Below are 24239 nucleotides of genomic sequence, written 5' to 3'. Positions count from 1 at the left end.
CAAATTCCTTTCTCTTAATGTCTAAAATGTCTATATCCACTAAATACCATTGGAATATCATGTTCATCACAAAAATCAATAGATTCTTGATCACGAATAGATCCACCTGGTTGAATAATAGCACCAATACCAGCTTTATACGCAACTTCGGCACAGTCACTAAATGGGAAGAAGGCATCACTAGCAAGAACGGCTCCTTTAAAATCTTTATCAGGATTATTATGAATTGCGTTTTCTAAAGCCCATACTCTTGATGTTTGTCCTCCACCAATAGCTAAAGTCACACCATCTTTAACAATACAAATCGCATTAGATTTTACATATTTAACAACCTTCATACCAAATTCCATATCACTTAATTGTTCTGGAGTAGGTTGAGCTTTTGTGACAACATTCATCTCTTTAATCATTTCAGTATTTAATTTTTGAACTAAAACTTTTCCTTCAAGATATTTAATATCATATTTAGCTTCTCTTGCATCCAAGTTCTTTAGTTTTAAAATACGTAAATTTTTCTTTTTCTTTAAAATTTCTAAAGCATCATCATCATAGTCTGGTGCAGCAACAATTTCTAAGAAAATCTTATGCATTTGCTCTGCTGTTGCTTTATCAATTTTATAGTTTACTGCTACAATTCCGCCAAAGATAGATTGAGGATCAGCTTCATAAGCTTTCATATAAGAATCATAGCCTGTATTTCCAATAGCAACACCACAAGGTGTAGAGTGCTTAATCGCAGCTGTTACAATTTGATCTTTAAATTCTCTAACAACAGCAACAGCTCCATATAAATCATTAACATTATTAAATGAAATTTCTTTACCATGTAATTGTTCATAGTCTAATAATGATTTTTGAACAAAAGTGTCTTCATATTTATTAGCAGCTTGTTGTGAGTTTTCACCATATCGTAAGTGTTCTACTTTTTTATAAGACATATTTAAAATTTCTGGGAATTCATCACCAACAACACCTGCAAAATAACGAGAAATCATAGCATCATAGCTTCCTGTTAAACTAAATGCTTTATACGCTAAATTTAATCTAAAATCATAATCATCTTTTTGATCTTTAATCGCATCTAAAACATTTTGATAATCACGAGGATCAGTGACAATTAAAACATCTTTAAAGTTTTTAGCAGCTGAACGAATCATTGATGGACCACCGATATCAATATTTTCAATCATATCAGCCATTGGTTTTCCTTCTTTTAAAGCTTTTTCAAATTCATATAAATTAACACAAACTAAATCAATAGGTTGAATTCCATATTTTTTTACTGTTTCAACATGTTCAGGTAAATCTCTTCTAAATAATAATCCCCCATGAACTTTAGGATGTAATGTCTTTACACGACCATCTAACATTTCTGGAAAACCAGTCACATCATCAATAGCAATACATTTTACTCCTGCTGTTTCTAATACTTTCATTGTTCCCCCAGTCGAAACAATTTCAAAGCCAAGTTCAACTAACCCCTTAGCAAAATCCACAATACCATCTTTATTAGTAACACTCATCAATGCTCTTTTGCTCATTTAAATCACCTTTGCCCTTTCATTTTCAACTTTTATTTTTCCATCGCAATATAAAGCAACCGCTTGAGGTAAAATACGATGTTCTATTTCTAACACTCTTGCTTGAATATCTTCTGCTTTATCTAAATCGGAAATATCACATGCCTCTTGTAAGATAATAGGTCCCCCATCAACCTCACTACTTACAAAATGAACAGTCGCTCCTGACACTTTAACCCCTCTTTTAAGTACAGCTTCATGAACATGCATTCCATAAAATCCGGGTCCACAAAATGATGGAATTAAAGAAGGATGAATATTGATAATCTTACAAGGATAAGCATCAATTAACTCATCAGTTAAAATAGCTAAATATCCTGCTAACACAATTAAATCAATTTCTCTTTCTTTTAGCATTTCCACCAATAAATGATCATTATTTTTTACAATTGCTGTTTCAATACCAGCATTGCTGGCACGTGTTAAACCATAAGCATTTTTACGATTTGAAACAACAAGTTTTATTTCCCCATTAATTTGACCGCTTTGACAAGCATCTATAACTGATTGTAAATCTGTTCCTCCCCCAGAAACAAAGACAGCCATCTTTAGCATAATTCTACACCTTTATCACCAGATACAATTGAACCAACAACATAGCATTGATCTCCAGCAGCTTCAATTGCTTTTAAAGCCGTATCTACATCATTTTTATCTAAAGCAATCACCATACCTAATCCCATATTAAACGTATTATACATCATATGACTTTCAATATTTCCTTCTTTAGCAATTAAATCAAAGATAGGTGGTATCGGATAACTATTCTTTTTAATCATTGCCTTAGCACCTTCTGGTAACATTCTAGGAACATTTTCATAGAATCCGCCACCAGTAATATGACTACATCCTTTAATTGTCACGCCCGCATCTTTCACATTTTTTAATGCTTTAACATAAATGCGTGTTGGTTCAATTAAAGCTTCTCCTAAAGTTTTTCCTAATTCATCATAATATGTATTTAAAGATTCTTGAGTCATATCAAATACTTTACGAACAAGTGAAAAACCGTTACTATGAACACCACTTGAAGCAATACCAACTAAAACATCCCCATCTTTAACTGTACTACCATCAATAATGTCTTTTTTATCAACAACACCAACAGCAAAACCAGCTAAATCATAATCATTTTCAGGCATTAAACCAGGATGTTCAGCAGTTTCCCCACCTACTAAAGCACAACCTGATTGCTTACATCCCTCAGCTACACCAGAGACAATTGTTGCAATTTTTTCAGGATAATTTTTACCACAAGCAATATAATCTAAGAAAAATAATGGTTCTCCTCCTGAACAAGCAATATCATTTACACACATAGCAACAGCATCAATACCTATTGTGTCATGTTTATCCATTACAAAAGCAAGTTTAACCTTTGTTCCGCATCCATCTGTACCAGATAAAAGAACAGGTTCTTCCATATTTTTAATGCCACTTAAATCAAAAGCACCAGCAAACCCACCAATGCCTCCTAATACTTCAGGACGCATTGTTTGTTTAACATGTTTTTTCATTAATTCAACGGATTTATATCCTGCTTCAATATCAACACCAGCTTTTTTGTAATCCATCTTATTCTCTCCTTAGTCTATTTATTTTCCATTCTAGCAAGTACTGCTTTATAAGTTTCAATTAAATCTCCGATATCTTGTCTAAATACATCTTTATCATATTTTTGATTTGTATCAACATCCCATAAACGGCATGAATCTGGAGAGATTTCATCAGCTAATAAAATTTCACCATCTGCAGTTTTACCGAATTCAATTTTAAAATCTACTAATTTTAAATTCATTGATAAGAAGAATTCTTTCAATAATTCATTAATTTTTAAAGTTGTTTTTTTAATATAAGCTAATTCTTCACGAGTCGCTAATTTTAAAGCAACTGCATGATCATCATTAATTAATGGATCCCCATATTCATCATTTTTGTAAGACATTTCAAAGATTGGTTCATCTAATACAACACCTTCTGGTGCACCTAATCTTTTGCAGAATGAACCAGTTGTAATATTTCTAACAATAACTTCTAATGGAAAGATATCTACTTTTTTAACTAAAATATCACGATCATTTAATTTTTTAATCATGTGTGTTTTAATTCCTGCTTCTTCCAACATATCAAAAATAATACAAGAAATTGTGTTATTTAAAACACCTTTCCCTTCAAATTGATCATGTTTTGCTCCGTTTCCTGCAGTTGCATCATCTTTATAATGAATTAAATATTCATCTTCCTTTTCTGTTTTATAAACTTGTTTTGCTTTTCCTTCATATAATAATTCAGCCATTTTTCATTACCCCCTATTTAAATTTTTCAATAACTTCTTCATTGGCTTTCATTGCTTGTTTTTCCATATCTTGTCGATAAGCTAAAAGTTTATCTTTTAATTCATCGTGTTTAATTGCCATAATTTGCATAGCAAGATAAGCAGCATTTTTACCGCCATTGATTGCTACCGTAGCAACTGGGATACCAGAAGGCATCTGTACGATAGATAATAAGGCATCCATACCATCAAGTGTTGCCCCACTTAAAGGAACTCCAATAACTGGTAAAACTGTTTGACTCGCCACAACTCCAGGAAGCGCAGCAGCCATTCCCGCAGCTGTAATAATAACTTCAGTACCATCATGAGCAGTTTCCTCAATAAAAGCACTTAATCCTGCATGAGCACGATGTGCCGATAAACAACGAACATTTACTTCAACACCATAATTTTTCAAAATGTCAACGCATGCTTCCATTTTAGGTAAATCACTTGTTGACCCCATGATAATTGCAACTTTCATTTTTCTCTCCTTTTAGAATAAACCAATAATTTTTCCATCTTCATCAATATCCATATTGACTGCTGCTGGCTTTTTAGGTAAACCTGGCATACGCATAATATCACCAGAAATAGCAACTAAAAATCCTGCTCCAGCAGAAGGAATAATATCATTAATCTTTACTGTAAATCCTGTTGGTCTTCCAAGTAAAGATGCTTGATCTGATAATGAATATTGTGTTTTAGCAACACAGATAGGTAAATCAGCTAACCCTTGTTCATTATATTTTTTAATCTTATTTTTTGCTTTCTTTGTAAATTCAACACCGTCTCCACCGTAAATTTCTTTAACGATTGTTTCGATTTTATCTTCAATTGACATGTCTAAATTATATAAAGGATGATAATGAGCTTCTTCATTTTCTAAAATATCTAATAATTTTTCAGCAAGTTCAATACCACCATCTGCACCTTTTTCCCATACTTTACTAATTGCAACTTCAACACCTAATTTTTGACAACATTCATTTAATAATTGTAATTCAGCTTCAGTATCTGTTGGGAAAGCATTAATAGCAACAACACTAGGAATATCAAATTTAGCAATATTTTCAATGTGTTTTTCTAAATTACCTAATCCTGCTTTTAAGGCTTCTAAGTTTTCAATTGCTAAATCTTTTTTAGCAACACCGCCATGCATTTTTAAAGCTCTTACCGTTGCTACAATCACAACAGCTTCAGGATTTAATCCAGCTTGACGACATTTAATATCCAAGAATTTTTCAGCACCTAGATCAGCTCCAAATCCAGCTTCAGTAATGGCATAATCACCTAATTTAATAGCAAGTTTAGTTGCCATAACCGAATTACAACCATGAGCAATATTAGCAAATGGACCACCATGAACAAATACTGGATTATGATCTAAAGTTTGTACCAAGTTTGGTTTAATTGCATCTTTTAATAATAATGTAACTGCTCCTGTTGCTTGAATATCATCAACTGTTACTGGTTTTCCATCATATGTATAAGCAACAATCATTTTTGCAGCTCTTTGTTTTAAATCTGTTAATGAAGTAGCTAAACATAAAATAGCCATTACTTCACTTGCTACTGTAATATCAAAGCCATCTTCACGAGGAACCCCATTAACTTTTCCTCCAAGACCACAAACAGTATGACGTAAAGCACGATCATTTAAATCAACAACTCTTTTCCATACGATTTGACGGGTATCAATATTTAAAGGATTACCTTGGTGAATAGAATTATCAAGCATAGCAGCAATAAGGTTATTAGCTGCAGTAATTGCATGAATATCACCTGTAAAATGAAGGTTAATGTCTTCCATTGGAACAACTTGAGCATATCCTCCACCAGCAGCACCACCTTTAATACCAAAACATGGTCCAAGAGATGGTTCACGCATCGCTACAACTGATTTCTTTCCTAACTTATTTAAAGCTTGAGATAAACCAATCATTGTCGTTGTCTTTCCTTCACCGGCTGGTGTAGGATTGATTGCTGTAACCAAGACTAACTTCCCATCTTTGTTATTTTCTAATTTTTTAATCGCATCTAATGAAATCTTAGCTTTATATTTACCATATAATTCTAAATCATCTTCATTAAGACCTACTTTTTTTGCAACTTGACTAATCGGTTCCATCGTTGCATTTTGTGCAATTTCTACATCTGTTAACATATCAATTTATCCTTTCTTTTATAATAGATTTGCTTTTAAAAATCCGACTATATTATATCGCAATTAGTTAAGGCAAACAATCAATGACTGTTTGAAATTACGTATAATTACATAAACAAATCTATAAAACTAAAAAAGAGCCTAGTCGTCCGGACTCTTTGCCCAGACGGTCGGCTCTCTATGATTATACTCCATGTGGTTAATTCCACTTCCGTCAGTCGTATAACTAATTGCATAATACCAAAAATCTCATACTAAATCAACACCAAACGACGAATAATTGTAAATGATTTTTGATTTATCTTTTTCTAGCAAAAACATAACTGATATCCTGAAACGGAATAATTGGACTATCATAATGACATTGATTGTATTCATCAAAATACAAATGCGTTATTACATCATAGTCTAGATGTTTTTCAATCTCAAAGCCATGAGATAATAATAATTTTTCTATTTCATCATGTTGATATTTTGCTTTCATTGAATCACCTGCTCCACTAGCAAGCTGCTTATTTTTTAAACTTTCTCTGCTTTGATGATCACAAGGATAATCAAATACCAAATAACTTCCTTCCTTCACGTTTTTATTTAAAATACATAATAGTTTAGAAAAATCATCTTTGCTTAAATAATAGCAAAGCCCCAATAAACTACTAAACGAAATAACGTCCTGACAATAATGATTTTTATATAATTGACTGATCCAATCATCATCTTCTAGCTGGCACCCAATAAAATGAACATGATCATAATCAATATGTGCATTTTTTAATCTTTGTAATTTGTCTTTGATAACATCTGGTCGATCAATTTCAAAGACATTCAATCCTTTTAATAAAGAATAGGCAAAACTATCTAAACCAGAACCAAAAATAAGATATTGTCTTTCCCTTTCCATTTTTTGTTTTAGACAATCTTGATAAAAAGCACTTCTAGCAAGAACAGTTGGAGCAAGTTGATGATTGACAATCCATTTCAACGCTTCTTCTTTTGTTCCTTCAAATTGCGGATTAAAAAAATGAATCCCTTCTATCATTGATTGACTTATTTCTTGATATTCTTGTTTTGTTAGTAAACAATGAGCTAAAGCATCCTCAAACACCCAACTATCATTATTTAAATAATGATATCCTCTAGCAAAACAACTAACTAATGACGTTAAATTTTTTCCCATATTTGACCTCCTGTTATTCTTAATACACCTATTCCATAAAAATGACCAGTCTTGAAAAATCACCTAATTTGTGGTATTATAATGTTGAAAATAACAAAAGAAATAGTAAAAAAACTATTTCTTTTTTCATATTTATTACATTGTAAAAATAAAGGTGGTCAATCATGATTCAAGAAATATCAAGCAAAATGGATTATGCTCTGTTATTAACAGAAAGCGATCCTAACATTAATTTAGTTGAAGATTATTTAGAAAAAGGTCAATTATATGGATACTTCATAAATGAAGAACCTGTCTCTTTTATTGCGGTTATAAAAAAATCAGATAGTGAAGTAGAAATTAAAAATATTCTTACCTTACAAGAACATCGTGGACACGGATATGCAAAAAGTTTAATTCAATATATTGAAAAAATGTATCAAAATATTCCTACAATTTATGTATCGACAGCAAATTCAAGTATGATTAATATTGCCTTTTATACTAAATTGGGTTACCATTATAGTCATCGTATCGAAGAGTTTTTTATTAAATACTATCCTCAAGAAATTTATGAAAATGGTTTACAAGCCGTTGATTTACTTTATTTTAAAAAATCATTAGTAGGCTTAAACTAAAGATAAAATGAGCTTTTTGTAAAGCTCATTTTTTTATAAACAAAAAAAGCCTTGATTTATATCAAGACTTTTTTAATATAATTTTAACTAGTCTAAACCAGCTTTTAATTATTTACAAGCTTCTTCAATTGCAACAGCAACAGCAACAGTAGCACCAACCATTGGGTTATTACCCATACCGATTAATCCCATCATTTCTACGTGAGCAGGAACTGATGAAGATCCAGCGAATTGTGCATCACTGTGCATACGTCCCATAGTATCAGTCATACCATATGAAGCAGGACCAGCAGCCATATTATCAGGATGTAATGTACGTCCAGTTCCACCACCTGAAGCAACTGAGAAATATTTTTTACCTTGTTCGATACATTCTTTTTTATATGTTCCAGCAACTGGATGTTGGAAACGAGTTGGGTTAGTAGAGTTACCAGTGATTGATACATCTACACCTTCTTTATGCATGATAGCAACACCTTCACGTACGTCATCTGCACCATAGCAGTTAACTTTAGCACGTGGACCATTACTATAAGCAGTTCTTGATACTTCTTTAACTTCTCCAGTGAAATAATCAAATTGAGTTTCTACATAAGTGAAACCATTAATTCTTGAGATGATTTTAGCAGCATCTTTTCCTAAACCATTTAAGATAACTCTTAATGGATTTTTTCTAACTTTGTTAGCTTTTTCAGCAATTTTAATAGCTCCTTCAGCAGCAGCGAAAGATTCATGTCCAGCTAAGAATGCGAAACATTGAGTATTTTCATTTAATAACATAGCTCCTAAGTTACCATGACCTAAACCTACTTTACGATCATCAGCAACTGATCCTGGAATACAGAATGATTGTAAACCAACACCGATTGTTTTAGCAGCATCTTCTGCTTTTTTATCACCATTTTTAATTGCCATAGCAGCACCAACTGTATATGCCCAACAAGCGTTTTCGAAACAAATTGGTTGTGTAGATTTTACGATATCATAAACGTTGATACCTTTTTCATCACAAATAGCTTTTGCTTCTTCGATTGATTTGATATCATACTTAGCTAATGCAGCGTTAATTTGATCAATTCTTCTTTCATAACCTTCAAATAATGCCATTTTTTCGTATCCTCCTATTATTCTTTTCTTGGATCGATGTATTTAGCAGCATCATCGAATCTACCATAGTTTCCTTTAGCAGCTTCTAAAGCTTCATTAGCATCTTTTCCATCTTTAATCATTTCCATCATTCTACCTAAGTTAACGAATTCGTAACCGATGATTTCGTTGTTATCATCTAAAGCAATACGAGTAATATAACCTTCAGTTAATTCTAAGTAACGAGGTCCTTTTAATTTAGTAGAGTAAGATGTACCTACCATTGATCTTAAACCTTTACCTAAATCTTCAAGACCAGCTCCAACAACTAATCCTCCTTCAGAGAATGCTGATTGAGTACGTCCATAAACGATTTGTAAGAATAATTCTCTCATAGCTGTGTTGATAGCGTCACAAACTAAGTCAGTATTTAAACCTTCTAATAAAGTTTTACCAACTAATGCTTCACTAGCCATTGCAGCAGAGTGAGTCATACCTGAACATCCAACAGTTTCAATTAATGCTTCTTCAATAATACCTTCTTTAACATTTAAAGTTAGTTTACAAGCACCTTGTTGAGGAGCACACCAACCAATACCATGTGTTAATCCAGAAATATCTTTGATTTCTCTTGAATATACCCATTTTCCTTCTTCTGGAATTGGAGCACATCCATGTGATGCACCACGATTTACAGTGCACATTTCTTCAACTTCTTGTGAATAAATCATTTTTTATTTTCTCCTTTCATCAATTAATGATCACTAACACTGAAAAAAAGAAATATCGTATTACTACAAGATTTCTTCCTTCTAGGTGAAGGAAATCACCTATGGCAAGTATAGAATAAATGTTTTTAAAAGTCAATGAAACATCACCGTCAAAATATGAAATTTCGTCTCATTTTTACATTTTTTTATTCAAGATAGTTGACACATCAGTTAGCATATGCTAACATATAGATAGTTAGTTAAGGCTAACGAAAACAAACCTCGATTTTTATCAATCACACTAACACACACAACAAAAATCGTAGGTGAAGGAAAAAATTAACATGAAAGTAAAAATCGAATAACTTTCCTTATATTTAATGTACACATTCCCTAATTTTAATGACATTTTTACTTTTGGTTATATGGCAATTAATATTGCCTTTTTTTCTTTATAAAAAAAGAAGCCATTTTAGTTAATGGCTTCTTTTCCTGTTTCACCAGTTCTAATGCGAAGTGCGCTTTTTAAATCATAACTAATAATTTTCCCATCACCAGGATGCCCCGTATAAGCAGCCTTGCGAATGGCTTCAATTGTTTTTTGTTCCCACTTTTCGTCACTGACAATAATTTCAAATTTAATTTTAGGCAACATATTTATTTCTACTTCTTGTCCACGAACGATTTCAAGATACCCTTTTTGGATTCCACATCCCATCACTTGATAAACAGTGATACCATGAACTTCAATAGCTGAAAGCGCAGCTTTAACGTCCTCTAATTTTTCTTCACGAACAATTGCTTCTATTTTAATCATTTGTCATCCTCCTTAATCTAAACCATTAAATGATGGATAAGCTGTTTCATTATGTTCTGCTAAATCTAATCCAATTTGTTCTTCACGTTTTTCCACTCGTAATGGTGTAAACAAACGAATAATACTTAAGCAAATCAATGTTCCAACGATTGCAATAACAATTGTAACAATAATACTTATCACTTGTGCAATAAATAATCTCGTATCACCAAAAAACAATCCGTTCCATTTTGCTACACTATTAATAGAAGTTTGCCCAAATAATCCAGTAGCAATGCCACCCCAGATACCACCGACACCATGACATCCAAATGCATCTAAAGCATCATCATAACCAAATTTTTGTTTGACTTTTGAAATCATGAAATAACAAATTGGACTCCCTACAAAACCTATAATTAATGAAGCCCAAATTGGAACAAAACCTGCGCCTGGCGTAATAGCCACCAAACCTACAACAAGACCTGTAACACAGCCTACTAAAGTTGGCTTTTCTGCCATCACAACATCCATTAACATCCAAGATAACATCCCGGCAGCCGCAGAAACCGCTGTTGTTACAAAGGCATGAACGGCAAGATCATTTGCTTTTAAAGCACTACCAGCATTAAATCCAAACCAACCAAATAATAAAAGACTTGCCCCTAAAACAACAAATGGAATATTATGAATACGATAGTTTGCTTTACCATACCCATTTCTTTTTCCTAAAACAATACATAAAACCAAAGCACTGATTCCAGAACTTATATGAACAACATTTCCTCCTGCAAAATCAACAGAACCAATCTTTGCTAGAAAACCTCCAAGTCCCCATACCATGTGTGCCATTGGATAATAAACAATTGTCGACCATAAAATAATAAATAAAAATAAAGCTTTAAATTTCATTCTACCCGCTACTGCTCCAGTTATTAATGCCGGAGTAATAATCGCAAACATCATTTGAAACATAGCAAATCCTAGTCCTGGAATAGAATCGGCATACTCACCTACTGCTCCTGTTACTCCAGCAAGACCAAGATGACTTAAATCCCCGATAATTCCAAAATGATCTTTACCAAAAGCTAGTGAGTAACCAAACAATACCCACATCACCGTTGCAATACCAATAATAAAAATTGATGTCATCATCGTATTAACAACGTTTTTTCTACGAACCATACCGCCATAGAAAAAAGCTAAACCTGGCGTCATCAGTAACACCAAGGCAGCACAGATTATCATAAATCCTGTATCACCCGTATCAATCATGTTATTTCCCCCCTTCTTTTACATGAATGTGCATTTATTGTAGTTTATATTTTATTATCATGCAAGTATTTTATTATTATAATTAAATATTTTTACAGTTTATTCAAATTAAATGTGTCTTTTGTGTCTTCCTTTAAAAATTTAATTACTTCTGGAGCACCATGAATAGGTGCTTCAACGTAGTAATAAGAGGTAAACCTCATGATTGTACAAAAAAAGCACAAAATTGAATTTGTGCTTTAAAATCATTATTTATATAGGATCTACTCATATTTCCATTGACTTGATAACATTTGCATATCTACCATATGTTTATAAATTCCATTTTGTTGTTTAAGTTTTTGTGGTTTACCTTGTTCAGATACAACACCATCCTTTAAAACAACAATTTTATCAACGCCATCTACTGTTCTCATTCTATGAGCAATAATGATAACTGTCTTATTTTTAATCAATTTAGAAATAGCTTCTTGAATCATAGATTCATTATCAACATCCAAAGAAGCAGTTGCTTCATCCATTAAAATAATTGGTGCATCTTTAAGAAATGCTCTAGCAATAGAAATTCTTTGTCTTTGTCCTCCTGATAATTCCGAACCATTTTCACCAATCATTGTATTCCATTGATCAGGCATTTTTTCAACAAATTCATCACAGTGTGCTAATTTTGCTGCAGCAATAACTTCTTCATCAGTGGCATCCTTTTTACCAATACGAATATTTTCCATTACTGTATTATTAAATAATGTTACATCTTGGAAAACAATTGAATAAAGTTCTAATAATTTTTCAGGATCAATCTTAGAAATATCCATGCCACCCACTGTGATTTTTCCACTATCGATATCATAAAAACGAGCAGCAAGTCGAGAAATTGTTGTTTTACCGCCACCACTTGGACCAATTAAAGCTGTCACTTCACCTTGTTTAGCAGTAAATGAAACATCCAATAATACTTTTTCTTTTTGATTATAAGAGAAAGCCACATGATCAAAAACAATATCATAGCCTTCATTTGTAAGCGTATCGACACTCGTTTGTTCATCATGAGATAAAATTTCATCCATACGTTTACAGTTTGTATCTAAACTAATCATCGCTGATAAGTTTTGTAAAGAAATTTGTAAAGGTTCATACATACGTGTCACAACAAATAAAAACATAAAGAATGTAAGAACGCTTATTTCTCCTTTTACAAGTAAGTAACTTCCTACTACTGCTACTGTACCCATACCAAGTTTTAAAATCATTTGTGCACTGCATACAAATGCTGCATTTGTAAATTCAGCAAAGATAGCATGGTTTTCAACTGCTTTAATTTTTTTATTAAGAGATCCCATATAAGTATCACACATATTATTTGATCTTAAATCTCTCAATGTTTCTAAGCCTTCTTGAATACCGTCTAAACAATCAATACGATATTGATTTGTTTTTTCATAAGTATGACGTAATGCTTTTCTTGAATAAAGAACAATTGCAAAAGCAATTGGCATAACCCAAATAGCCGCCAGCGCCATTCTAAAATCAAAAAAGAATAAACTGACAACAATAATTGTCGTTGAAATCATAGCTCCAATTAATTCAGGAATCCAGTGTGAACTTGCTGTTTCTAAAAGAGCACAGTCGGACATAATTGTATTTGTAAGGTCTGCTAAATCTTTTTTACCAAAATAAGACAAAGGTAATTTTCTCAGTTTTTCAGCTAAAGTTCTTCGTCTAACACCACTTTCAACATATGTTGATAAAAAAGTAGAACGATATTGAAAGATTGTTGTGAGCGCAATACAAATTAAAATTGTCACAATCGCAATCATAAAAAACATCAATTTTCCCTTAGGTAATCGTTGATCTAACAAATAAGATGCTAGCAAATAAAGTAATCCTACCGGAAACATTAAAACAAGATTAGAAAGTGTGACTGCTACAAATGCTCTTACCATATCTTTTGCCCCTTGATTAGATAAAGCATATTTATGTTTTAATCTTTCTATCATTATTCTTCTTCCCCCTTTTGTACTTTCCATTTAACTGACTGATTGTATTGACTCCACATATGTTCATAAACACCCTTTGCTTCTAACAAGTCTTCATGTTTACCACTTTCAACGATACGACCGTTTTCTAATACATAAATACAATCAGCATCTCTTACTGTTGATAAACGATGAGCAATCATAATGACAGTTTTATTTTTTGAAAGTTTTTCAAAAGCTTTTTGTACAAGAACTTCATTATCAGGATCTGCGAAAGCTGTTGCTTCATCTAAAATAAGAATTTGTGCATTCTTTAAAAAGGCTCTAGCAATAGATAATCTTTGACTTTCTCCACCCGAAACATAAACTCCTTTTGAGCCAATAATAGTATTAACTCCATCAGGGAATTTATCAATAATATCTTGGCACTGTGCATTTTTTAAAGCTTGTATAACCTCTTCATCTGATGCGTTCGGTCTAGACATACGGATATTTTCTAAAATACTCATTTTAAGTAAATGACTGTCTTGAAAAACATAAGATACTTGATTCATTAATTCAATTTGTTCAATATCTTTAATATTAACATGACCGATTTTAATACTTCCTTCATTAACATCCCAAAAACGAGAGATAAGCGATGCAACTGTTGTTTTACCACCACCACTTGGTCCTACTAATGCAATATGTTCTCCTGCATTAATATGCATGCTTAAATTATCAATTGCTTTAGTAGAAGCATCTTGATAAGTGAAACTGATATTTTCTAAATCAATAGAAGCATCACTTGGTAATTGTGTTTGTTGACTTTCAGGTAATGGTTGAACATTCATAATCGAATCCATACGATTTAAAGCATCTTCAACAAGCATTTGTGATTCACCTGCATAAGCTACTTTCATTAAAGTTGTTGTTAGAATAGCTGTAATTAAAATATAGAAAAATAAGTTTAAAACAAATTGATCAGTAACTTGACTTCCTGCAAATAAATAAGCTGCAATAATCAATGCCGCAAAGATTGCATTCGCAAAAGTTGTAAAACAAACCATTGGTTTCATCATACTTTCCGTATAATCCAAAGTCCATTTTTCATATTCATCAATAGCTTCTTTAAATCTTTTAAAAGAGAAAATAGTTTGTCCAAATGTTTTAACTACCGGTATTCCTCTTACATATTCTACTGCTTCATTTGACATATCTTCTAAAGCATTTTGATATTGTTTCATATCCTGAGCCATTTTAGGTCCCATCATTGCTGTAAACATCAAAACAAAAGCAATAACTGCAGGAATTAAACTCATTAAACCTAAACGCCAATCGAAAACAGCCATCATAATAAGTAAACCAATTGGTGTTGCTTTAGAAACTACTTTATCTGGCACATTATGTGCTAAAAACGTTTCGGTCGCTGCACTTGATTCCATAACAACTTTTCTTATTTTTCCACTCCCTTGGCTTTCAACATAACCAAGTGGAAGTTTCATAATATGTTCCATCATTTTCGTTCTCATTGTTGCTTGCACTCTAAATGCCGCTTTATGCGAACACATTAAAGCAGCAATGTAAAATACCATTGCTAGTAAAGCAAAGAAAACAGCTTGCCAGCCATAACTTTTAATATGGATAGCTTCATTAAAATTTTGTCTTACTTCTAATACCTCTTTAATAATACGCCAAATATCATAAAAAGGAATTAATGCAACAACAGCACTTAACGCTGCTAAAACACATGAAGCATAAACATAGTATTTATGATTGCCTGCATATTGCATTAATTTAGATAATGTACTTTTTTTCTTTTCTTTCATAGATACCCTCCTTTTGGTTAGATATCGCTAACTGTTGACTTTTATTAAAGGCAGTTTCCACTGCCTCATATTTTAATCAATTCCCATAACAGCTTTCCAGCCAGCAATATTAAATAAAATGGTGCTATTCATAAATGATTGCGCTTCTTCATACGTACGTTCATGTGCAACAACTTCATACACGAGTTGCCAACCACTTCGACAAAAAACATGGATAAAAAAATCATCAACTCGATACCCTTCTTTTCCGTATTTTTTTACAAACTCACGATAATACGCTTCTTCAATTTCCCCTAATTGATCAAGAAAATGCTCGTACTTTGTTCCTGAAGAACAACAAAAAATCAATTTAAACTCTGTTAAATGTTGATAAACATATTCCAGAACTAGATTTGTTCCTTGTCCTCCTTCTTGATTGGCTAAAGATAAATCATCACTCAATGAAGCTTTTTTTATACAATCCAAGTAAATATCCATCAATCCTTGAGCACACTTACCCACAATAGCATCAAATAAACCCGCTTTATTTTTAAAACGTGTATAAATTGAATTCGTGCTGACACCACTATCAGCAGAAATCTTACGAAGACTTGCTTTTAAGAAACCTTCTTTTAAAAATTCATTTGTTGCACTTTTTAAAAGGGCTTCAGTTACCCCTGCTGATTCTTGTCTCATTTATAACCTCCACCATTAAATAACAGCGTTATTATAACACTGTTATTTAATGTGTCAAGCAAGTTTATTTTTTAAATATATGAATATATATCACTATCATATATATGATACATAAAATACATTGGTGATCATATGAATGAACCTTGCATCCATCCTCTTTTATTAAATCAAAGTCTCGTTCTTATTAGTTGTTCTTTAATAGATTGTTTTAGTGAGGAACAACTTGCTGTTATAGGTGCTTATCTAACAACATTAGGAGATATGATTTCTTTAAACAGCACCTATTGTTCCTTTATTAAAGATCAAAATGAAAAGATTGAAAATAAAGAAGATGACTATGATTTATTAGAAAAAAGCATTGATAAAATTAAAGAGGAAATAGAAAAAATAAAAAAGGCATAAGCTTTATAGCTTATGCCTGTATACATATTCTAACAAATAAGACTAGAGATAAATTATAATTGAAAAGGATGATACCCAACATTGCTAAACGTCATTTATCATCATTTGTAATATGTCCAGTAACTAATACATTAAAATCTGATCTTTTTGTTAGATTAAAGATAATTGTGGAAATAGTACTATTAAACATTGGAAAGCAAAATTGTTTACATGTTGAACAATAAAGAACCTCTCCATCAATACCACATTCCCTACAACATTCCATTTCTATCATCTTTGTTATTATGGCGTGAACAAATCACCAATAATAATATTAAATTAATAAGATGAAATAACAAGGCAATGATAAAGACAATTTGATAACTCTTAGTAAAATCATATAAATAACCAATCAAAGTTAAAGAACTTGCACTCCCTACATTCGTTAAAAAACCAATTACAGCATACGTTTGACCATAGTTTTCACTTCCAAAAAAATACCGTGTCAACATTGGTATTCCTACTGCTCCTACCGAATAAATAGAGCCAAAAATAAATGAACCGATAGTTAACAAAAGAACTTGTTGTTGTAAAACACCAACAAATAATAAAATCAAAGAAAAACAATTTGTTAAAATCATAATGACTACAGCCTTAACCGGTGTAAACAAATCACTTAATAAACCAATCAACAACTTTGTACAAATATTACCAATCATGGTAAGTGACATAAAAGTTGCTCCTATGTTTGTAGAAAGTTGAATACTTAAGGCAATACCTGATAAATGTTGAGAGATACCTGTGATGGATGTATGTAAAATAGTAAATAAACACATATATACAAAACTAAGAGTTAAAAGATTAATTTTATTTTTTGATACAGTGACTGTCTCTTTCTTTTGATAACCATAAGGTAACATTCCTTCATCTTGTGGCATTATTTTCCAAGAGACACTTAAAGCAGGAAGAACCAAAACAAAAATAATAATTGCCATAAATCGATAGGTCGTTTGCCAGCCATAACTATCAATCCAAAAACTTAACAAAGGAGAAAAGATAGCTCCTGCAAGTCCACTAAAACTTAGTGCAAGACTAGTTGCTAGTCCATGTTTTTCATCAAACCAATTAGTAATGACTATCGTAAGAGGCACCATCCCATAAATTCCTACTCCTATTCCTCTTACAATTCCTAAAATATAAAACAAATAAATAGATGAACTATAAGACATCAACCACGTAGATATACTTGTCATTAATACACCTATCAATAAAACACTTTTATAATTATATTTTTTTATGATTTTTGACATTTTTAAAGATGTCAAAGCAGTTGTTAATGTAGAAAGTGTCGCATGCAAAGCAAATGTTCCTTTCAATACATGTAAACTATTTGAAACAGGTACATAAAAAACACCAATTGCATTAGTGCATAAACCTATCGAACTTGCTGCTAAACAACACATTAATAAAACAATAAGCCAATGTTTATAACTTTTATTAACCATATTTTTACCTCCTGATAAAAACATAAATCATTCTTTAATTAAAAGCATTTGATTTCTTAAATTAAGAAAAAAGAATAGCCTTTTAGACTATCCTTGCATACTCTTGACCAATAAGTCCTGCAATAAATTGAAGTTGATAAGGATGACTATTTTGGTCTTGTAAAGAATCAAAAGTAATTACATGATCAATAAATTTAGGATATGTTTCCTGCTTGCTTGAAATCAACCAAATTTGTGGAGCATTAAGTTTATTTTTTAAAGCTCTTAAATCAGGATAATCAAAGTAACATCCTGTATAAGAAAAGATAATAATTAAATCGTCTTTTGTTGCTGATAAAATGTATTGCAATTGTTGTTTATAGGAAATATTTGAATAAATTTGTTTTCCCAGCATCAATAAGTCTGTTTGTAAATTAAAGGCCACTGTTCCTGCTTTAAGCAAGCCAAAAGCAGCCACCTTTTCATAATGTTTGATTTCTTTGCATAATAAACCAATTTGTTTTATATCAATAGAATTTTCAACCATTTCAATACTTTCTTTGACTTTTGAACTATAGGCTTTTAATCTCTCATCACAAGATGAAGACAACGAATTTTGTTCGAAATTCATATTTGTAGAAACCAATAATTCTCTTAATTCATTAAAATCATGAAGCCAAATTTCCTTACAAAATCTTGAAATAGAACTCATCGCTACATGACATTCTTTTGCCATATCCCGAATTCCAATATCTTTAATCTCTTCTAAATGATCTAATAAATAAGAAGCAATTTGACTATTCGTTGAGTCTTTCTTTTCGCTAGCTAAAGTACTTAAAAATACAATAGGTAATTTATCATAAAGCATAATCTCATCTACTTTCCTCTAGCAAAAGTATACATTAATTTTTCTTTCATTTCAGTAACATCTTTTCCTAAAACTTCTAAGATTTTAAAAGCAAAGGGATAAGCTGTGGCTGGTCCTTGGCTCGTAATGATATTTTGATCAAAGACAGCTACCTCATCAACAAAATTTCCACTTAAAAGTTTATTTTCATATCCTGTATAACCCGTTACCTTTTTCCCATTAATGACATCTGCTGTTTCTAGAGCTATTGTTCCTGAACACATAGCTCCTAGATATTTATGATGTTCATTAAAATAACGAATCATTGAAATAACTTCCGGATTTTCTCTTAAATTTTGTCCTCCTGGTCTTCCTCCAGGTAAAACCAGGACATCATATTCTTTAATTTCTTCACCAAATATTTTATCCGCTTTGACGTTCATTCCATGCATTCCTTTTACATATTCTCTGTTAAAGCTAAACGTATGACACTCAATTTCTCCTCGACGAAGTAAATCAACGATTGTTAAAGTTTCCCCTTCTTCATAACCTTCTGCCATCAATACTGCAACTCGTTTCATTTTATTCGTCCTCCTTTACATCAAATGCATTAAAATAAACCATTCTCTTTTTAACAGCTAAAGAATCTCCTCCAAGTAAATCTAAGAGTTTATAAGCAAAGGCATAACACGTTGCTGGTCCTCTACTTGTTACAAGATTGTCATCAATTACAACTTTATCTTGTAAAAAAACTCCCTGCTTAATTTTATTTTCATACCCTTGATAAGCCGTAAATTTTTTATTGATTAAAAGATTTGCTTTTTCTAAAGCAGCCGGTGCAGCGCACATAGCACAAATATATTTACGATCATTATTCATTCTATGAAGTAAAGAAAGAAACTGTTTATTTTCCTTCATTGCTTCGACACCACCATAACCTCCTGGTAAAACAACCATGTCATAGTCTAATAATGATTCGTCTAAAACAGAATCACAGCGTAAGACAATTTCATGTCCACCTTGAACATTTTGATCAAAGCCAATGGTATCACATTGGATATGACCCCTACGTAAAATATCTACAATCGTTAATGCTTCTCCTTCCTCAAAACCTGGAGCAATAATTACTGCAACTTTTTTCATATTCATTCCACCCTTTCAAAAATACAATAACCCTCTTCATTATAAGAAACTATTGATTTCCAAAATTAAGAAATAAAAAGATGATCAATGATCATCTTATAAAGTCTGTTCAGTTCTACCAATAATATCATCTTGTGTTGCTTTTGATAAGACATTAAAGAATGCTGAATAACCCGCTACACGGACTATTAAATCACGGTGTTTTTCAGGATGAATTTGAGCATCAATGAGGGTTTCTTTTGAAACCACATTGTATTGAACATGATATCCTTTTAAACGATTAAAGAATGTTTTTATCACCATCTCTAATTTTTGCTTATTTTCCTCTGTTGATAACATTTGTGGTGTCACTTTTTGATTCAATAAAACACCACCTGTAATTTCATGGGTTGGAAGTTTTGACACAGATTTAAATACTGCTGTCGGTCCATTTTTATCCATTGCATGTACTGGAGAACATCCTTCAGCTAAAGGAGTTTTCGCTTTTCTACCATCAGGGGTAGCCATTGTTCCATAACCTTGACCAACATTAGCAGAAATACTTGATGTACCGGCATAACGGATACCTCCTATTGGTCCACGACCATAACGTGTATTAGGATATTTTTTCATTTCATCAATGTAACTGTTATATGCATCAACTACTAATAAATCTACCTCATCATTATCATTACCATATTTAGGTGCATCATAAATAAGCATATTTTGAATACGTTTGCTTTCTTCACTTGTGTAGTTATCTTGCATAGCTTTCCATAATTGAGCTGGTGTGATTCTTTTTTCTTCAAATACCAGCTTTTTAATTGCAGCTAAACTATCTGCCATATTAGCAATACCAATCTGTAATCCAGAAATAAAATCATAAACAGCTCCACCTTGTTTAATTGTCTTACCTCGACCAATGCAATCTTGAGTTAATGTTGAACACAAAATATCTGGTACATCACGTTCTGAAGCTAAATCAACTGCATTCTCTACAATAACTGATAACCTTGTTATTTCTCGAATAGCTTGATCCCAAGCCTTTTGTAATTGTTCATAACTTGTCATATCTTTAAAATGTCCTGACCCTTTTACAAATCTTTTACCTGAGGTCACATCGACTCCATCGTTCATGACCGCAAGTAAAATACGTGGGAAATTATGATATGACATTCCCGTACAACGATAGCCCCATTTACCAGGAACAGCAGTTTCAACACATCCAATAGCTGAATAATTATAAGCATCTTCTTCCTTAACACCTAAATCAATAAAAGAAGGGATAATGATTTCATCATTATTAAACGCTGGCATTCCCGTTCCTAATTTCATTACCTCAATACACTCATCAAAAAATTGAGGATTCAAACCATTATAATAACGCACTGTTAAATTAGGTTGTGGTAAACGTGTTTGAGCTATTGATTTTAATACTAAAAATGACAATTTATTAACAGCATCCTTTTTGTCAGGTGTCTGTCCTCCAATTGTTACATTTTGATACATTGGACTTCCGGCACTACTAAATGTATGAGCTTGACTTCTTACTTTATTAATTGTAAGTGTTTTAATCCATAAGTTATCTAATAATTCGATTGCCTGATCTTCAGTCAATTTATTTAGACGTAAGTCTTTTTCTAAATAAGGATACATATATTGATCAAAACGACCATAAGATAAAGAATGCCCATTAGATTCGATTTGTAAAATAAGTTGAATAAACCATACTGATTGAATTGCTTCTTTAAATGAAGTAGCAGGTTCAAAAGGAACTTTTGAACAAATTTCACTTATTTCTAATAATTCTTTTTTTCTTTGTTCATTAGCGTATTGCGCTTTTTCTTTGGCTAATTGACTAAAGCGTGTTGCAAATGTTTTAACAGCTTCAATAACAATCAATACTGCTTTATAAAATACATATTTATCAATATTTTCGCTCACACATAAATCTAATTCATCTTTTAATTTTAAAACTCTTTTTTGATAACCTACTAAACCTTGTTTTAATAAAGTATCGTAATCTACAGCTAAATGCGCATCTCCAGAATTAAGTTTACCTTCCATCCCAAAAAAGCCAGTTTCCATAAAGACTTGAACACATTCTGGTAATAAGGCTTCGCCTTTTGCTCTTAAATTATTATTTTCCCAAAAAGGAGCAATTGAACGTAAATCTTTTTTGGTTTGTTCTGTAATATAAAATACATCGCCATCTCTTTTTTCAAAAGTATCTAATTCATCCAAAACAAATTTCATTGTATACTCAGGAAAAATAGGTGCATCTCTATTAGATGATGCTTGATTACCAACAATAAGCGTATCCTCTTCAATATAAATATTCATTTTTTCAAGTATTTTTTTTAACATTAAAGCCCTTTTCATAACTGCAGGCTGATTTTGATTTTCTTGGTACGCTTCTGTAACAAGCATTGCTCTTTGACTGTCAATATATGGTTTTTTTTCTAAGACTGCATCTCTAAAATGATTCATACGTGGTGTTAAATCACCAAAATGTTCAACATTTTTCATTTTGAATTCTCCTTTATTTCATTCGTAAGTATTTTTACTTATTTACAGTTTCTATTATAAGAATAGTTAGTATAATGTCAATTGTTTTATTACTTTTGTAATAAGATTAACTTTCGTTCGTAATTTAAAATTTTACATTTAATAATAACTATGATAAGATGACAATAAGGAGAAATAATAATGAAAGGTATCATATTTAATATTCAAAAATTCAGTTTACATGATGGTCCTGGAATCAGAACCACTGTCTTTTTTAAAGGATGTCCTTTAAAGTGTAAATGGTGTTCTAATCCTGAATCACAATTTACATCAATTCAAATTTTACATGATCAAATCAAATGTCAACATTGTCTCCAATGCATCCACACTTGTAAAAACAATGCCCTGTCATTAAAAAATGATATGATTGAAATAGACAATAGTAAATGTATGGGTTGTCTTGAATGTGTCCATGCTTGTCCTTTCCAAGCTTTATCATTTGAAGGTGAATATAAATCTATTAAGGAAATTGTTGAAACCTGTATGCAAGATTATGATTTTTATGAAGAATCACAAGGTGGTATCACAATTTCTGGTGGCGAAGGTATGAGTCAACCTGCATTTTTAAAGCAATTAGTCACTGAGTTAAAACAGCATCATCTTCATGTAGCTATTGAAACAACAGGATACATTGAACCTAAATTATTTAAAGAATTAGCGCCAATGTTTGATTTATTACTATTTGATTGCAAACATTACGATAGTAAAAGACATTTTATAGGAACCGGTGTTTATAATGAAATGATTATTGAAAACTTAACATGGGCAACTAAGAAAGGGTTGAATATTCTAGTTCGTATTCCGGTTATTCCAGAATTTAATTGTACATTGCAAGATGCTAAAGGATTTTGTCAGTTATTCAATGATATAGGAATCAAAAAAGTACAATTACTTCCATTTCATCAATTTGGCGAAAAAAAATATAATTTACTTCATCGTCCTTATACATTAAAAAATAAAAAAGCACTCTATAAAGAAGATTTAAAAGATTACCAGCAAGTTTTTATCAATTCTCATATAGACTGTTTCTTTTAGAAGAAGAAATTATGCGTAGAAAAGATCGAGAAATAACAGATTTTAATGAAATAATTGAAATAGTAAAAAAATGTGATGTCTGTAGACTAGCATTAAAAGATGATGATTTACCCTACATCATTCCTTTAAACTTTGGTATGAACATTGAAAACAATCAACTTGTCCTCTATTTTCATGGAGCATTAGAAGGAAAAAAGATTGAATTAATGAAACAAGACCCACGAGCAACATTTGAAATGGATTGTAATCATCAATTTATTCTGTATGAAGAAAGAATGAGCTGTACAATGGGATATGAAAGCGTAATTGGTCATGGAACAATTGAATTTATTGAAGCAGATAAAAAATACGAAGCACTAAAAATATTAATGAGACAATATCATAGTGAAGACTTTCAATTTAATACAAATATGATGAAATCCACATCCGTATTTAAACTTACAGTAAGTGATATGACTGGTAAACGTCGAAATAATTATCATCCTGGTAAAGCAAAAAAATTACCACCTTTAGATCAATAGTAAAAAATCTATTTTAGTCTTACCTAAAATAGATTTTTATTATACTTTGGGTAACCAAATAATTTAGGGGGAAAGCCAAATTATTTAGGGGACAACTTTA

General features: G+C 31.6%; 24 protein-coding genes and 1 riboswitch. Of the genes, 4 read left to right on the top strand and 20 right to left on the bottom strand.

Annotated elements, in window-relative coordinates; genetic code table 11:
• Nucleotides 1-14: 14 nt before the first annotated feature.
• From purH to DW911_RS00085, 7 genes are all read right to left on the bottom strand, one after another.
• The gene (gene purH, locus DW911_RS00115; protein WP_118607328.1) at nt 15-1541 is read right to left on the bottom strand and encodes a bifunctional phosphoribosylaminoimidazolecarboxamide formyltransferase/IMP cyclohydrolase; all 1527 of its coding nucleotides are present in this window, start codon (nt 1539-1541) and stop codon (nt 15-17) included.
• Nucleotides 1542-2135 carry a phosphoribosylglycinamide formyltransferase gene (gene purN, locus DW911_RS00110; RefSeq protein WP_118430818.1) on the bottom strand — a complete coding sequence of 198 codons (594 nt, stop codon included), beginning with the start codon at nt 2133-2135 and terminating at the stop codon, nt 1542-1544. It abuts the gene before it with no gap.
• The gene (gene purM, locus DW911_RS00105) at nt 2129-3154 is read right to left on the bottom strand and encodes a phosphoribosylformylglycinamidine cyclo-ligase (RefSeq protein WP_118430816.1); all 1026 of its coding nucleotides are present in this window, start codon (nt 3152-3154) and stop codon (nt 2129-2131) included. Before purM ends, purN begins: the two co-directional genes overlap by 7 nt.
• 17 nt (nt 3155-3171) lie before the next feature.
• Nucleotides 3172-3876 carry a phosphoribosylaminoimidazolesuccinocarboxamide synthase gene (gene purC / locus DW911_RS00100; RefSeq protein ID WP_118430814.1) on the bottom strand — a complete coding sequence of 235 codons (705 nt, stop codon included), beginning with the start codon at nt 3874-3876 and terminating at the stop codon, nt 3172-3174.
• Between the two features lie 13 nt (nt 3877-3889).
• Nucleotides 3890-4378 carry a 5-(carboxyamino)imidazole ribonucleotide mutase gene (gene purE, locus DW911_RS00095; RefSeq protein ID WP_118430812.1) on the bottom strand — a complete coding sequence of 163 codons (489 nt, stop codon included), beginning with the start codon at nt 4376-4378 and terminating at the stop codon, nt 3890-3892.
• Nucleotides 4379-4390: 12 nt separating this feature from the next.
• On the bottom strand, nt 4391-6061 hold the full coding sequence (locus DW911_RS00090; protein ID WP_118607327.1) for a formate--tetrahydrofolate ligase: 1671 nt from the start codon (nt 6059-6061) through the stop codon (nt 4391-4393).
• 153 nt (nt 6062-6214) lie between these two features.
• Nucleotides 6215-6293: riboswitch (ZMP/ZTP riboswitch) on the bottom strand.
• Between the two features lie 66 nt (nt 6294-6359).
• Entirely contained in the window at nt 6360-7238 is an 879-nt protein-coding gene (locus DW911_RS00085) for a class I SAM-dependent methyltransferase (protein ID WP_118607326.1), read from the bottom strand.
• A gap of 164 nt (nt 7239-7402) precedes the next feature.
• Here DW911_RS00085 and DW911_RS00080 point away from each other — a divergent pair, with 164 nt between their 5' ends.
• The gene (locus DW911_RS00080) at nt 7403-7855 is read left to right on the top strand and encodes a GNAT family N-acetyltransferase (protein ID WP_118430806.1); all 453 of its coding nucleotides are present in this window, start codon (nt 7403-7405) and stop codon (nt 7853-7855) included.
• Between the two features lie 108 nt (nt 7856-7963).
• Here the strand turns inward: DW911_RS00080 and DW911_RS00075 are convergent, their stop codons facing one another.
• The 7 genes from DW911_RS00075 to DW911_RS00045 all read right to left on the bottom strand — a co-directional run bounded on the left by DW911_RS00075 (nt 7964) and on the right by DW911_RS00045 (nt 16181).
• Entirely contained in the window at nt 7964-8962 is a 999-nt protein-coding gene (locus tag DW911_RS00075) for a GGGtGRT protein (protein WP_118607325.1), read from the bottom strand.
• A 17-nt stretch (nt 8963-8979) separates the two neighbouring features.
• Nucleotides 8980-9672 (bottom strand): iron-sulfur cluster assembly scaffold protein, encoded by a 693-nt coding sequence (locus tag DW911_RS00070; protein WP_118430802.1) that lies wholly within the window; start codon nt 9670-9672, stop codon nt 8980-8982.
• A 451-nt stretch (nt 9673-10123) separates the two neighbouring features.
• Nucleotides 10124-10468, bottom strand: a complete 345-nt coding sequence (locus tag DW911_RS00065; protein WP_118430800.1) for a P-II family nitrogen regulator — start codon at nt 10466-10468, stop codon at nt 10124-10126.
• Nucleotides 10469-10480: 12 nt separating this feature from the next.
• A complete protein-coding gene (locus DW911_RS00060; protein WP_118430798.1) occupies nt 10481-11722 on the bottom strand; it encodes an ammonium transporter in 1242 nt (413 codons plus the stop codon).
• 263 nt (nt 11723-11985) lie between these two features.
• Nucleotides 11986-13719: an ABC transporter ATP-binding protein gene (locus DW911_RS00055; RefSeq protein ID WP_118430796.1), complete on the bottom strand. Its 1734-nt coding sequence runs from the start codon at nt 13717-13719 to the stop codon at nt 11986-11988.
• Complete coding sequence (locus tag DW911_RS00050) at nt 13719-15506, bottom strand: ABC transporter ATP-binding protein (RefSeq protein WP_118430794.1); 1788 nt, start codon at nt 15504-15506, stop codon at nt 13719-13721. Before DW911_RS00050 ends, DW911_RS00055 begins: the two co-directional genes overlap by 1 nt.
• 72 nt (nt 15507-15578) lie before the next feature.
• Entirely contained in the window at nt 15579-16181 is a 603-nt protein-coding gene (locus DW911_RS00045) for a TetR/AcrR family transcriptional regulator (RefSeq protein ID WP_118430792.1), read from the bottom strand.
• 132 nt (nt 16182-16313) lie between these two features.
• On the opposite strand from DW911_RS00045, the gene DW911_RS00040 reads away from it, so the two are divergent.
• Nucleotides 16314-16583: a hypothetical protein gene (locus DW911_RS00040; RefSeq protein ID WP_118430790.1), complete on the top strand. Its 270-nt coding sequence runs from the start codon at nt 16314-16316 to the stop codon at nt 16581-16583.
• Between the two features lie 91 nt (nt 16584-16674).
• Here the strand turns inward: DW911_RS00040 and DW911_RS10905 are convergent, their stop codons facing one another.
• From DW911_RS10905 to DW911_RS00015, 6 genes are all read right to left on the bottom strand, one after another.
• Nucleotides 16675-16848, bottom strand: coding sequence for a hypothetical protein (locus DW911_RS10905; RefSeq protein WP_158568136.1), 174 nt, complete (start codon nt 16846-16848; stop codon nt 16675-16677).
• Nucleotides 16835-18067 carry an MFS transporter gene (locus tag DW911_RS00035; protein WP_158568135.1) on the bottom strand — a complete coding sequence of 411 codons (1233 nt, stop codon included), beginning with the start codon at nt 18065-18067 and terminating at the stop codon, nt 16835-16837. The genes DW911_RS10905 and DW911_RS00035 overlap by 14 nt, the downstream gene beginning before the upstream one ends.
• 82 nt (nt 18068-18149) lie before the next feature.
• Nucleotides 18150-18914: a MurR/RpiR family transcriptional regulator gene (locus DW911_RS00030; protein WP_118607324.1), complete on the bottom strand. Its 765-nt coding sequence runs from the start codon at nt 18912-18914 to the stop codon at nt 18150-18152.
• Nucleotides 18915-18922: 8 nt separating this feature from the next.
• Nucleotides 18923-19474: a DJ-1 family glyoxalase III gene (locus DW911_RS00025; RefSeq protein ID WP_118430784.1), complete on the bottom strand. Its 552-nt coding sequence runs from the start codon at nt 19472-19474 to the stop codon at nt 18923-18925.
• A 1-nt stretch (nt 19475) separates the two neighbouring features.
• Nucleotides 19476-20036: a DJ-1 family glyoxalase III gene (locus DW911_RS00020; protein ID WP_118607323.1), complete on the bottom strand. Its 561-nt coding sequence runs from the start codon at nt 20034-20036 to the stop codon at nt 19476-19478.
• Nucleotides 20037-20132: 96 nt separating this feature from the next.
• Nucleotides 20133-22544, bottom strand: a complete 2412-nt coding sequence (locus tag DW911_RS00015; RefSeq protein ID WP_118430780.1) for a glycyl radical protein — start codon at nt 22542-22544, stop codon at nt 20133-20135.
• A gap of 180 nt (nt 22545-22724) precedes the next feature.
• Between DW911_RS00015 and DW911_RS00010 the strand changes: the two genes are divergently transcribed.
• Together DW911_RS00010 and DW911_RS00005 are read left to right on the top strand one after the other, a co-directional pair.
• Nucleotides 22725-23618 (top strand): glycyl-radical enzyme activating protein, encoded by an 894-nt coding sequence (locus tag DW911_RS00010; protein WP_199588989.1) that lies wholly within the window; start codon nt 22725-22727, stop codon nt 23616-23618.
• An 11-nt stretch (nt 23619-23629) separates the two neighbouring features.
• Entirely contained in the window at nt 23630-24139 is a 510-nt protein-coding gene (locus DW911_RS00005) for a pyridoxamine 5'-phosphate oxidase family protein (protein ID WP_118430776.1), read from the top strand.
• The last annotated feature ends 100 nt before the right edge of the window (nt 24140-24239 follow it).

The organism is Erysipelatoclostridium sp. AM42-17 (assembly GCF_003480255.1).
In the GTDB taxonomy this organism is placed as follows: domain Bacteria; phylum Bacillota_I; class Bacilli_A; order Erysipelotrichales; family Coprobacillaceae; genus Faecalibacillus.
The sequence above is the reverse complement of the archived record's forward strand: the minus strand, read 5'-3'. Positions and strand labels throughout refer to the sequence as shown.